This is a genomic window from Flavobacterium melibiosi, assembly GCF_048158545.1.
Classification (GTDB): domain Bacteria; phylum Bacteroidota; class Bacteroidia; order Flavobacteriales; family Flavobacteriaceae; genus Flavobacterium; species Flavobacterium melibiosi.
The window spans coordinates 160,680-172,863 of the sequence record NZ_JBLNKU010000005.1 but is presented as its reverse complement, the minus strand read 5'-3'; the positions used below and the strand labels follow the sequence as shown (position 1 = coordinate 172,863).

Here is a 12,184-nt window from a genome sequence, read left to right as displayed (position 1 = left end):
TCTAAGCTGGCTCACCATACAAATCAAATTCTGTAGCCTCGATAATTTTTATCATTACAAATTCACCAGTTTTCACGTAGTGCTTTGAAGCATCAATCAAAACTTCGTTATCTACATCAGGACTGTCAAATTCGGTACGTCCAACAAAATGACCTCCTTCTTTTCTGTCGATGATGCATTTGTATGTTTGACCTACTTTTTCTTGGTTTAAATCCCAAGAAATTTGAGATTGCAATTCCATTATTTCATTCGCACGCTCTTGTTTTACTGTATCTGGAACATCATCTTCCAGTAAATAAGCATGCGTATTTTCTTCGTGAGAATAAGCAAAACAACCCATTCTGTCAAATTTCATTTCTTGAACAAAATCTTTCAATATGTTGAAATCCTCTTGGGTTTCTCCAGGATATCCTACGATTAAAGTCGTACGAATTGCCATTCCAGGAACTGCCGCACGGAAATCTTTCAATAATTTTGTCGTTTTCTCTTGAGTTGTTCCGCGACGCATTGATTTCAAAATAGAATCTGAAATATGTTGTAACGGAATGTCAATATAATTACAAATCTTTGGCTCACGTTTCATGATTTCCAAAACATCCATCGGGAAACCGGTAGGGAAGGCGTAATGCAAACGAATCCATTCGATTCCTTCCACTTTTACCAAAGCCTCCAATAGTTCACCAAGATTTCTCTTCTTATAAAGATCTAAACCATAATAAGTCAAATCCTGGGCAATCAATATTAATTCTTTTACGCCATTTTTAGCTAGGCCTTCCGCTTCTTTAACTAATTTTTCAATAGTTTGTGAAACGTTTTTTCCTCGCATTAATGGAATCGCACAAAAACTGCACGGTCTGTCGCAACCTTCGGAAATTTTTAAATAGGCATAATTTTTTGGAGTCGTGGTCAATCGCTCTCCTAATAATTCATGCTTATAATCAGCACCCAAAGCTTTCAGTAATTGTGGTAACTCCGTAGTTCCAAAAAACTGATCCACATTTGGTATCTCTTTTTCTAAGTCAGGTCGGTAACGTTCAGATAAACATCCTGTAACGAATACTTTATCAACCAATCCTCTTTCTTTTTTATCGGCATATTCTAAAATCATGTTTACTGATTCAGCCTTAGCATTATCAATAAATCCACAAGTATTTATGACAATAATATTTCCTTCTTCAGCTTCTGGTGCCTCGTGTGTGACGTCTTTTCCGCTTGCGCGAAGCTGTCCCATAAGCACTTCACTGTCATATACATTTTTCGAACACCCAAGAGTGATTACGTTGATTTTATTCTTTTTTAAAGACTTCGTTCTCATAGCATTATAGTCCCGATAATTTGGGAATTTTGCAAAATTACAATTTTTTATTCAAACTGAACTTATTTCAGTTTCTTTTCAGTTTTTTTATGGAGCTATTCCTGCTGTACGTTGCAATCTCCCGAAAAAAAATCGGGAGGATTTACACTGCCATCAGGGCTAAAAAAATCCGTTCCATAATAACGAAACGGATTCTTAATAGTGTTTTTTTTGGGGAACTATAATTCAAACAATAAAGTCAAAGAGACATTATTGTTAATAGAATTTATTTTAGCACTATCTGTTAGGCCTTGATTAAAAAAACTTTGTTGAGAATTTCTTTCCGCAGATGAATACGATAAATCCACTTTGGTAGAACCAAAATTATATCCTAAGCCCCCTGAGTATCCTTTCAAATCACCAACAGTTGTTTTGTTTTTATACGGACTCTGTTCGTAACGGTATCCTGCTCTCAAGCTTAACCTCTCAATTTTATATTCAGCACCAACCCTTACTTCGTTGGTTTTATCCAAAATAGAATTCATATTGCTGTTTACATCGCTGAAATAAGAATCATTTTCTGGTTTGAATTTGGTGTTGCTGTAATCTTTCATTGCATAATCAATACTGATCAAACCAGATTTGCCAAAAACATAAGCAAAACTTCCAGTAAGTTTACTCGGTGTTTGTAGCTTGTAGGGTGCATAGTAATTCGTAACTTGAGGACTTACAACATCATTCGTGTCAGGCGCATCAGTTGCACTACTCACGGCGACTAATCTTTGAGAAAATTCATCGCTCAAGTGGTACCAAGTTGATGATTCGTAAGCGAGTCCTAGTCGAACTTCATTCGTAACTTTTGCAATAGCGCCGACCTGAAATGAAAATCCAGTCCCATAAGTATATAAATCATTGTCAAAACGCAATCTTGTAACAGTATAATCAGCAGTCAATGGAGCACTATTGTCTTCATAAAAGCTAGTAGATTGTCTGTAATCTGTAAAATGAGAATTTAGGTTTATTCCCAAATACAACTGATCTTTATAAGATGTTGCGGCGTTAAAAGATAATTTGCCATTATAACCATTAGAGCTAAAAGTGTTTTCATGATAGTAATTTCCGCCTCCAGGAACATTTGAAGTGTATTGTGTATTATTTGGATCCGTGCTAACGGGATTAATAATATAACCTTGATATCCTAAATAAGCTTGTTGTGCTCCATGATCTAAACTTCCATAGTTTGAGTTTTCCAGTACATCTAATGGAATTCCATCGGCAAAACTAAGAAAATAGCTGTCTATTGAATTATTTGGATTAGTTCCAGCAGAAAATACAGAATTGTTAAAATTACTTACGTTATCATAATTTACGGCTAATGAAAACTTTTTCCAATTACTATTTGAATTACTGTTATTAAAAACAAATACACCTCCGGCTTGATTTAAATCAAAGGAATTGTCTTTCTCGCTGGTTTCAGTACCAAAATAATTGGAATTGTTTTTAGTATTATAACTGCTCAATGTCACCGCAATTTGATTATTTGAAAAAACAGCAGCTCCTGCAGGATTTATATTTATAGAAGATAAATCACCGCCTAGAGCCCCAAAAGCACCGCCCATGGCTCTAAAACGTGCTGTGCCATTCAAATTGTCCTGCGCATATCGCATCGCATCTGTTGTCTCTTGTGATTGTGCAGCACTAAAAGTGAAGCCAGTTAATAGTAGGAATAAATATTTTTTCATTTTTATTTCAGGTAAGTTTATTTTTTATTCAAAATAGATCTAAAAGTTATCTTCTTCCACTTCCAGATGATGATCTTCCTCCGCCACCGCTATTATTGGAATTATTTGAGCTTGGGCTATAAGATCTTGACGAATTACTTTCACTTCTTGAATTTGGTGTGTAAGATCTTGCAGCAGAATTGCTTTCGCTGCGAGTGCTATTTGTGTTAGATCTTCGGCTAGGATTACTAAAAGAATTATTCTGATTCTGATTCTGATTTCTTGTAAAAGTAGGGCTTGTTCTGGTACTATTATAAGTAGAATTTCTATAATTTGTCCCTCTATAACTATTGGTTGGGTTTTGAGAATAATCCCTAGAAGTTCTGGTGCTATAATTTCTATTACTGCTGTTCACTCTGTTAGAATACGATGAACCCCTTCTGCTTGGATTATAAGAGTAATTGTTATAGTAACCAGATGAGTAACCTCCTCCGTAATAAGGGTAATTCCAACCGTAGCTAGGATATCCCCAACCATAATAAGGATAGTTCCACCCGAAGTTAGAATAGCCATAACCATAGTACGGGTAGTTCCAGCCGAAGCTGGAATAACCGAAACCGAAACCACTATAAGGATAGCCTAATCCGTATCCTAACGAAAGCCCCCAGTAATTAGGCGATACGTCTATTATGGTTTGATGAGAATTGCTCCCCCATCCGCCATAATTGGAATAGGTTTGTTCAGTACTCTCTTGATCGGTGTTGTAGTTACTGTAATTGTCTACATCAGTAAAAATCTCAGCGGATTGGTTGTTGTCTTGTAAAGAGCCAAAATAATTTTTGTAATAATTGTTTTGAGTGTCTGGGTTCTCTCTCTCAATAGTTTTTTTAGCGGTATTTCCATAAATTCCATCCCCGTCGTAGTAAGAGCTATTTTGGTAAGAACCGCATGAGGTTAACAAAATGCTCAAAAACCCGACAACATAATAAATTGACGCATTTTTAAGGGAAAAAGTACTAGTTTTCATATCTATGGGGTTTTTTATTGTTGGACAATACAAAAATAGTTAGTTTTGCGGAACTATTTAGTTAAAATTATTAAAACAAAATTTGTGCCAAACTATTCAATATGAGTAAGAACTTAACTACAAGATCAGAAGATTATTCAAAATGGTATAACGAGTTGGTTGTAAAAGCCGATTTAGCCGAAAATTCAGGAGTTAGAGGTTGTATGGTAATCAAACCGTACGGTTATGCAATATGGGAAAAAATGCAAGCTGAGTTGGATCGAATGTTTAAAGAAACGGGTCATCAAAATGCCTATTTTCCTTTGTTTGTTCCAAAAAGCATGTTTGAAGCAGAAGAAAAAAATGCAGAGGGATTTGCAAAAGAATGTGCTATAGTGACCCATTATAGATTGAAAAACGATCCGGATAGGCCGGGGAAGCTGATGGTAGACCCTAATGCGAAACTGGAAGAAGAATTAATCGTTCGACCAACCAGTGAAGCTATTATTTGGTCAACGTACAAAGGGTGGGTGCAATCCTATAGAGATTTACCTTTGTTGATTAATCAATGGGCAAATGTAGTGCGGTGGGAAATGAGAACAAGATTGTTTTTGCGTACAGCAGAATTTTTATGGCAAGAAGGGCACACAGCACATGCTACTAAAGCGGAAGCTATTGAAGAATCTGAAAAAATGATGCATGTGTATGCTGAATTTGCGGAGAATTTTATGGCAATGCCGGTAATTAAAGGTTTTAAAACGGAAACGGAACGCTTTGCCGGGGCTGAGGAAACCTATTGTATAGAGGCTTTAATGCAAGACGGGAAAGCATTGCAGGCAGGAACGTCTCACTTTTTAGGGCAAAACTTCGCTAAAGCTTTTGATGTTAAATTTGCTAATGCCGAAGGAAAGCAAGAATATGTTTGGGGAACTTCATGGGGAGTTTCGACTCGTTTGATGGGTGCATTAGTAATGACGCATTCAGATGATCAAGGGTTAGTCTTGCCACCTAGTTTAGCGCCTATTCAGGTGGTGATCGTTCCTATTTACAAAACAGACGAGCAATTAGCTGCAATAACAGCTGAAGTAAATGTTTTGACAGTGGCTTTGCGAAAATTAAACATCTCCGTGAAATTTGATGACAGAACTACTCAAAAACCTGGTTTTAAATTTGCAGAATGGGAATTAAAAGGAGTGCCGGTTAGAATTGCTGTTGGTCCGAAAGATTTAGAGAATGGTACTTTTGAAGTGGCAAGAAGAGATACGTTGACTAAAGAAATTGTTTCCAAAGATGGAATTGTGACATATATCAATGATTTGTTAGCCCAAATTCAAATTGATTTGTTTGATAAAGCTTTAAATTATCGTGACACGCATATTACTGAAGTAAATAGTTTTGATGAATTTAAACAGGTTTTAGATACTAAAGGAGGCTTTGTATCAGCTCATTGGGATGGAACTGCGGCAACCGAAGAGAAGATAAAAGATTTGACCAAAGCTACGATTAGATGTATTCCTTTAGATAGGGTAGAAGAGGCGGGAAGCTGTGTTTTTACTGGTGGTGAGTCTATAGGAAGGGTGTTGTTTGCGAAGGCATATTAAAAAAAAATATTTTTTTTTGCATGTACTATTGTACGTTTCAAAAATAGTTGTATTTTTGCATCCGCATTAGAGAAGCAGGGCCCGTTCGTCTATCGGTTAGGACGCATGGTTTTCATCCATGTAAGAGCGGTTCGATTCCGCTACGGGCTACTATTTTTTTTGCATATTAAAGTCTTCCCGAACTTAGAGGGAAAAATGGCCCGTTCGTCTATCGGTTAGGACGCATGGTTTTCATCCATGTAAGAGCGGTTCGATTCCGCTACGGGCTACAAATTCAATTGTAACATATTGAAAACAACTTAGGAGGATAAGGTCCGTTCGTCTAGGGGTTAGGACGCCAAGATTTCGTCTTGGTAACAGGGGTTCGATTCCCTTACGGACTACAAAAAAAATAGTAAAAGATAAAAAAGCAATAAAATGGCAAATCATAAATCAGCTCTAAAGAGAATTAGAAGTAACGAAAAGAGAAGAGTATTAAATAGATACCAACACAAAACTACTCGTAATGCCATCAAAGCATTAAGGATAGCAACTGATAAAACTGATGCTACATCTAAATTATCAAGTGTAATATCTATGATTGATAAATTAGCTAAGAAAAACATCATCCATGATAATAAAGCTTCTAATTTAAAGTCTAAATTAACGAAACATGTTGCTAAATTGTAATTAGGACAATTTTCAATATATAAAAAAAGCTCTCAATAACATTGAGAGCTTTTTTTATATATTATAATTCGCTATATTTTGTTTTTTAAGTATTCAAGCATTGATGTGGTTATAGGCTTCGATAAAAAATCAATGACCATTGGGTATGATTTTGCTTTTTCTAAGTCTTCAGGGTCTATTGTAGAGGAAAGAACAACCACTTTTATTGTGCTAAACTCGGAATAGTCAATAGTGTTAAAAATATCTAAAAACTCCCATCCTCCCATTACGGGCATATTTAAATCTAAAAAAATTAATTTAGGGTGTTTTTTTAATTCGCTTTCAGAGTTAGTTTGTTTTAGTTTATTAAAGTAATCAAGTGCTTCTTCTCCATTTTGAGACGTAATTGTTTCCTTTGAAAAGGATGCTTTAATGATTACTTTTTTGCATAACATAAGTGTTATGGGGTCGTCATCAACGCATAAAATTTGATCCAACATTATTGTTTGTTTTTAAATGTTAATGTGAATGTGGTTCCTTTGTTTACCTCACTTTCGATGCTAATAGTTCCTCCCATAGTTTCAACCTGAGATTTCACAAGATATAATCCTAGTCCTTTGCTGTCAGGGTAATTGTGGAATCTTTGGTAAAGTCCGAAAACTTTGTCTCTATTTCTTTCTAAATCGATGCCTATTCCGTTGTCTTTGAATATTAGATAAACAGTGTTGTCAACTTCATTGGCGTTAATTGTTATTTTAAGCTTTCTGTTTTCAGATTTGTATTTTATAGCATTCGTTAATAGATTTAGTAATATGCTTTCTATGTAGGCTTTATTTGTGTTTAAAACAGAAACTTTTTCGAAATTAAGTTTAATTATGGGTTTGTACAATTCAATTTGAAAACTAAGTTGATTAAAAACATTTTCAAAGATTTCTTTTAAAAGTACGGCTTCTTTTTGAATAGAAGGATTGTCTTTGATGATAATTACTTTTACTAAGTCATTAATCGTTTCATTTAATAAATGTGTTGATTTATTAAACCCGTTTAGGATTTCCTTTAATTCTTGATTTTCTATAGGGATGTCTTCAATTAAGTTTAAAAGACCTGTCAGGTTTGATAATGGTGCCCTGAGGTTATGAGAAGTAATATAAGAAAACTGTTTTAAGTCTTTATTATTTTGTGTTAATTCTCTAATAAGTTGCTCTTTTTCTTTTTCTTGTTTCTTTTCTTCAGAAACGTCTCTTTGTATTGAAATCCAGTGTGAAAGTTCATTTTCTGAATTATATATAGGAATCATAGAAAAGCGAACCCAATATTCTTCTTTGCTTTTCTTGTAACTGATGGTTTCAATTAAACACTCTTCTTTATTTTTTAAAGCGGTAATTAATTTTTTGTACTCCTGTTTGTCTGAATTTGGACCTTTAAAAAGGTTTGGTGTTTTTCCAATAATTTCTTCGGATTTATATCCAGACATAATGGTAAAAGCTGGGTTTACATAAATTATTTTTGGAATGCTAGCGTTGTTGAAATTGGCTTCGGTTATAATTATGGAATCTTTAGATTGAGTAATTACGGTTTCTAATAATTTAAGTCTTTGTTCTTCTTCTTTTTGTTTTGTAATATCTTGTATGGCTCCAATCATTCTTATGGCTTTTCCTTCCTCATCTTTAAGGAGGAATCCTCGGTCAAGGACATATTTATAAGAGTTATCCGCGCACCTAAATCGATATTGATCTTGCCATTTTTCTGTTTTTTGTTCTATGAATGAATATAGTTTGATAGACATTTTAATACTGTCTTCAGGATGGATTTTATCAAACCACCATGTTGAGTTATCGCCTACCTGATTTTCTGTATAGCCAAAAACGCTTTCTATTCCTTTATTCCAAGATAAATTATCTTCTTGTATTTTCCAATCCCAAATAGTGTCACTTGTTGCTTTTGCTACAATGTCATATTTTTCGTTCGATTCTTTAATTTCGTCATTTGTATTCTTTAATTTTTCAAAAACAGCTATGTTTCTATTGTCATTTTTTGATAAAATATATTTGTAAGCAATGCCTGTTAAAGAAATAAATAATAAATCTTTTATGAAGTTATAATATTGGTAATTAGTGTCGTGAGTGTAATTTTTAAATATTTTATGGCAAATAATAGCCATAAATATGGATATAAGGATGTAAGTTAAGGTTATTTGATTGGTTTTGTTTTTCATTACTCAAATATAATTAAATAATACTTAATTATTAAACATCATTTAAAACTTATTTTCGGACTTTTTCTATGGAATATTTTTCGGTCTAAAAGGTTAACAATATGTAAACTATTGTAGAAATATTTTTTATATCAAAATAAAGTGTACCTTTGCACCCATTAAAAATCACAGATGGAATCTATTAGAAACATTGCAATTATTGCCCACGTCGATCACGGTAAAACAACTTTGGTTGATAAAATTATGTATCACTGTCAGTTATTTCGTGACAACGAAAACACAGGTGACTTAATCCTTGATAACAACGACTTAGAGCGTGAAAGAGGTATTACCATTACTTCAAAGAATGTTTCTGTTCAATACAAAGGAACAAAAATCAACATTATTGATACTCCTGGTCACGCCGATTTTGGTGGTGAAGTAGAGCGTGTATTGAATATGGCAGATGGTGTTTGTCTTTTGGTGGATGCTTTTGAAGGACCAATGCCACAAACTCGTTTTGTATTGCAAAAAGCTATTGACTTAGGATTAAAACCTTGCGTTGTAATCAACAAAGTAGATAAAGAAAACTGTACTCCGGAAGAAGTGCATGAAAAAGTTTTCGACTTAATGTTCGAATTGGGTGCTGAAGAATGGCAATTGGATTTTCCAACTGTTTACGGTTCTGCCAAAAACAACTGGATGTCTGACCATTGGGAAAACGTAACTGATAATGTTGAAGCATTATTGGACATGGTTATTGAAAATGTACCTGCTCCTAAAGTTTCTGAAGGAACGCCACAAATGTTGATTACTTCTTTAGACTTTTCTGCATTTACAGGTCGTATCGCTATTGGTCGTCTTGAAAGAGGAGTTCTTAACGAAGGTATGCCAATCTCATTAGTAAAAAGAGATGGTAAAGTAATAAAATCTAGAATTAAAGAACTTCATACTTTTGAAGGACTTGGTCGTAAAAAAGTACAACAAGTAATTGCTGGAGATATTTGTGCTATCATTGGAGTTGAAGGATTTGAAATTGGAGATACTATCGCTGATTTTGAAAACCCGGAAGCTTTGAAAACAATCGATATTGACGAGCCTACTATGAGTATGTTGTTTACAATTAATGATTCTCCTTTCTTCGGAAAAGAGGGTAAATTTGTAACTTCTCGTCATATTAGAGATCGTTTGACAAAAGAATTAGAGAAAAACTTAGCAATGAAATTGGGTGAAACTGATTCTGCTGATAAATTTATGGTTTTTGGTCGTGGTGTACTTCACTTGTCTGTTCTTATTGAAACAATGAGAAGAGAAGGTTATGAATTGCAAATCGGTCAGCCACAAGTTATCATTAAAGAAATTGATGGTAAAAAATGTGAGCCAATTGAGGAATTAACAATCGATTTACCGGAAAATCTTTCAGGTAGAGCAGTAGAGTTTGTTTCTATCCGTAAAGGAGAAATGTTGAGTATGGAAGGTAAAGGGGAACGTATGATTGTAAAATTTAATATTCCATCTCGTGGAATCATTGGATTACGTAATCAATTGTTGACTGCTACTGCTGGTGAGGCAATTATGTCACACCGTTACATAGGATATGAGCCTTTTAAAGGTGAAATTCCAGGAAGAAACAACGGTTCATTAATCTCTATGGAAAATGGAAAAGCTATCCCTTATTCTATCGACAAATTGCAAGATCGTGGTAAATTCTTCGTTAATCCTAATGATGAAATTTACGAAGGTCAGGTAATTGGAGAAAACTCTCGTAGCGATGACATGTGTGTGAACGTGACTAAAATGAAAAAACAATCTAATGTTCGTTCATCTGGAAATGATGAAAAAGCAAGGATTATTCCTCCTATTATTTTCTCATTAGAAGAAGCTTTAGAGTACATTCAAAAAGATGAATACGTTGAGGTTACTCCGAAAAGTATTCGTTTGAGAAAAATATATTTGACTGAAACAGATAGAAAAAGATTTAAATTCTAATTTTATTTGTCTAGTCCTGAAAAAACGATGAAGGATTAATAAAAAATAAAAGTACAATTTTCAGACAGTAGTAAGCACAAGTTTACTACTGTTTTTTTTTGTTTTATAAGTTCGATCTTAATTTGATTTTGAATATGCATTTGATCAGGAGTAAGCATATAATTAGAATAATGTGGACGTTATTATTATAGATATTTATGGCTTCTTTAGCCAGCGATTTTACAATGTCTAAATTTTGATTGCATTTATCGATCATAAATTTCTGTTTTTAATATACCATTTATTCTTTCTGTAATTGCGGTTTCATATGGATTCGAATCTTGTGCATACAGCATAGAATTTCGTTTTATTTAATATTCTTTGATAATCGTTGGCGCGATATTGTAAACCTGAATCAGAATATTGGATTAGTGACAAGTCCTTGTTTTTTCTTTGTTTGACTACTGTTTTCAATGCCATTAAACTACTTTTTGTGTTGAGGTTATCTAAAAAAACATAATGCCTATAATTTTTTTGGAATAAGCATCTGTAACGATACGTAAATAATAATTGTCTCTTTTTCAAATGTATGTTATATCGGATGCCTATATTTGTTCGGGTCTGTTTATTTCTAAATCAAGAATTTGATTTTGATGTTTTCTAAACCTATGATGGAAGTTAGTGGTTATGTGATAACTGCATTTTGGCTCTACTAGTAAATAATTGTCTCTAAGGGTGTCAAAAAATATAGCTCTTCAGTTTTACTGACAATTTGAAGTTTTAAAGACACATACTGTAATCTCGCTGACTTTGTTTATATAATTTAAATTCTCTTCCGTAAAGATGTCTTTCTGCGTATCGCTATTTCAGGACGGTGCAGACTATAAAAAAAAAACTCCAGATTTCTCTGGAGTTTAAAAACTGCAATTAAAACTGCAATCTGATATCTATTCTTCTTCCATCGTATGATACACGTTCATCACGTCATCATCTTCTTCTAGTTTTTCAATTAGTTTTTCAACATCAGCAACTTCAGCTTCAGTAAGTTTTTTTGTGATTTGAGGAATTCTTTCAAATCCGGAGGAAAGAATTTCTAATCCTCTGTTTTCTAATTCTTTTTGAATGGTCCCGAAACTTCCAAACGGCGCATAAATTAAAATACCGTCTTCGTCTTCAAAAACTTCTTCTGCACCAAAATCGATTAATTCTAATTCTAATTCTTCCGGGTCAATTCCGTTTGCTGGAATTCTAAAGTTACAGGTATGGTCAAACATAAATTCAACCGAACCTTGTGTACCCATTGTACCATTACATTTGTTAAAATAGCTTCTAACATTAGCAACAGTTCTGTTATTATTATCAGTAGCTGTTTCAACAAGAATTGCAATTCCGTGAGGCGCATATCCTTCAAATAAAACCTCTTTATAGTTAGCTGTATCTTTATCCGTTGCTTTTTTGATAGCACGTTCTACATTTTCTTTCGGCATATTAACTGCCTTGGAATTCTGAATAACAGCTCTTAATCTTGAGTTGGCATCAGGATTTGGTCCGCCTTCCTTGACAGCCATTACAATATCTTTACCAATTCTGGTAAATGCTTTGGCCATTGCTGACCAACGTTTCATTTTTCTTCCTTTTCTGAACTCAAACGCTCTTCCCATTGCTAGTTTATTATTTTGAACTGCAAAAATACAGTTATTCCTTATTTTACCAAAATCAAATTAAATTCTTTTATCGAATTAAAAATAAATT

At 33.9% G+C, this 12,184-nt stretch carries 9 protein-coding genes and 3 tRNA genes; 6 read left to right on the top strand and 6 right to left on the bottom strand.

Annotated elements, in window-relative coordinates; translation table 11 throughout:
* Nucleotide 1 precedes the first annotated feature (1 nt).
* From rimO to ACM55F_RS08190, 3 genes are all read right to left on the bottom strand, one after another.
* On the bottom strand, nucleotides 2–1,315 hold the full coding sequence (rimO, locus tag ACM55F_RS08200) for a 30S ribosomal protein S12 methylthiotransferase RimO (RefSeq protein WP_416853325.1): 1,314 nt from the start codon (nucleotides 1,313–1,315) through the stop codon (nucleotides 2–4).
* A 218-nt stretch (nucleotides 1,316–1,533) separates the two neighbouring features.
* Nucleotides 1,534–3,036 carry an OmpP1/FadL family transporter gene (locus ACM55F_RS08195; protein WP_416853324.1) on the bottom strand — a complete coding sequence of 501 codons (1,503 nt, stop codon included), beginning with the start codon at nucleotides 3,034–3,036 and terminating at the stop codon, nucleotides 1,534–1,536.
* A 46-nt stretch (nucleotides 3,037–3,082) separates the two neighbouring features.
* The gene (locus ACM55F_RS08190; protein WP_416853323.1) at nucleotides 3,083–4,042 is read right to left on the bottom strand and encodes a hypothetical protein; all 960 of its coding nucleotides are present in this window, start codon (nucleotides 4,040–4,042) and stop codon (nucleotides 3,083–3,085) included.
* 101 nt (nucleotides 4,043–4,143) lie between these two features.
* On the opposite strand from ACM55F_RS08190, the gene proS reads away from it, so the two are divergent.
* The 5 genes from proS (at nucleotide 4,144) to rpsT (ending at nucleotide 6,291) form a co-directional block, all read left to right on the top strand.
* Nucleotides 4,144–5,622: a proline--tRNA ligase gene (proS, locus tag ACM55F_RS08185; RefSeq protein ID WP_416853322.1), complete on the top strand. Its 1,479-nt coding sequence runs from the start codon at nucleotides 4,144–4,146 to the stop codon at nucleotides 5,620–5,622.
* A gap of 78 nt (nucleotides 5,623–5,700) precedes the next feature.
* Nucleotides 5,701–5,772: transfer RNA gene (locus ACM55F_RS08180), tRNA-Glu, on the top strand.
* 47 nt (nucleotides 5,773–5,819) lie between these two features.
* Nucleotides 5,820–5,891 (top strand) — tRNA-Glu (locus ACM55F_RS08175).
* A 42-nt stretch (nucleotides 5,892–5,933) separates the two neighbouring features.
* A tRNA-Glu gene (locus ACM55F_RS08170) sits at nucleotides 5,934–6,005 on the top strand.
* 34 nt (nucleotides 6,006–6,039) lie between these two features.
* Nucleotides 6,040–6,291 (top strand): 30S ribosomal protein S20, encoded by a 252-nt coding sequence (rpsT, locus tag ACM55F_RS08165; protein WP_035673520.1) that lies wholly within the window; start codon nucleotides 6,040–6,042, stop codon nucleotides 6,289–6,291.
* A gap of 71 nt (nucleotides 6,292–6,362) precedes the next feature.
* Here the strand turns inward: rpsT and ACM55F_RS08160 are convergent, their stop codons facing one another.
* Complete coding sequence (locus ACM55F_RS08160; protein ID WP_416853321.1) at nucleotides 6,363–6,770, bottom strand: response regulator; 408 nt, start codon at nucleotides 6,768–6,770, stop codon at nucleotides 6,363–6,365.
* Entirely contained in the window at nucleotides 6,770–8,485 is a 1,716-nt protein-coding gene (locus ACM55F_RS08155; protein WP_416853320.1) for a PAS domain-containing sensor histidine kinase, read from the bottom strand. The genes ACM55F_RS08160 and ACM55F_RS08155 overlap by 1 nt, the downstream gene beginning before the upstream one ends.
* Nucleotides 8,486–8,656: 171 nt before the next feature.
* Between ACM55F_RS08155 and typA the strand changes: the two genes are divergently transcribed.
* On the top strand, nucleotides 8,657–10,453 hold the full coding sequence (typA, locus tag ACM55F_RS08150; RefSeq protein WP_416853319.1) for a translational GTPase TypA: 1,797 nt from the start codon (nucleotides 8,657–8,659) through the stop codon (nucleotides 10,451–10,453).
* A 926-nt stretch (nucleotides 10,454–11,379) separates the two neighbouring features.
* Here typA and ACM55F_RS08145 read toward each other — a convergent pair.
* The gene (locus ACM55F_RS08145) at nucleotides 11,380–12,093 is read right to left on the bottom strand and encodes a YebC/PmpR family DNA-binding transcriptional regulator (protein WP_416853318.1); all 714 of its coding nucleotides are present in this window, start codon (nucleotides 12,091–12,093) and stop codon (nucleotides 11,380–11,382) included.
* Nucleotides 12,094–12,184: the final 91 nt, after the last annotated feature.

Excerpts from the sequence above, each read along its gene's own strand:
- ACM55F_RS08160 (WP_416853321.1), bottom strand. The coding sequence starts at position 6,770 with ATGTTGGATCAAATTTTATGCGTTGATGACGACCCCATAACACTTATG.
- rimO (WP_416853325.1), bottom strand. The coding sequence starts at position 1,315 with ATGAGAACGAAGTCTTTAAAAAAGAATAAAATCAACGTAATCACTCTT.
- rpsT (WP_035673520.1), top strand. The coding sequence starts at position 6,040 with ATGGCAAATCATAAATCAGCTCTAAAGAGAATTAGAAGTAACGAAAAG.
- proS (WP_416853322.1), top strand. The coding sequence starts at position 4,144 with ATGAGTAAGAACTTAACTACAAGATCAGAAGATTATTCAAAATGGTAT.
- ACM55F_RS08155 (WP_416853320.1), bottom strand. The coding sequence starts at position 8,485 with ATGAAAAACAAAACCAATCAAATAACCTTAACTTACATCCTTATATCC.
- ACM55F_RS08195 (WP_416853324.1), bottom strand. The coding sequence starts at position 3,036 with ATGAAAAAATATTTATTCCTACTATTAACTGGCTTCACTTTTAGTGCT.
- ACM55F_RS08190 (WP_416853323.1), bottom strand. The coding sequence starts at position 4,042 with ATGAAAACTAGTACTTTTTCCCTTAAAAATGCGTCAATTTATTATGTT.
- typA (WP_416853319.1), top strand. The coding sequence starts at position 8,657 with ATGGAATCTATTAGAAACATTGCAATTATTGCCCACGTCGATCACGGT.
- ACM55F_RS08145 (WP_416853318.1), bottom strand. The coding sequence starts at position 12,093 with ATGGGAAGAGCGTTTGAGTTCAGAAAAGGAAGAAAAATGAAACGTTGG.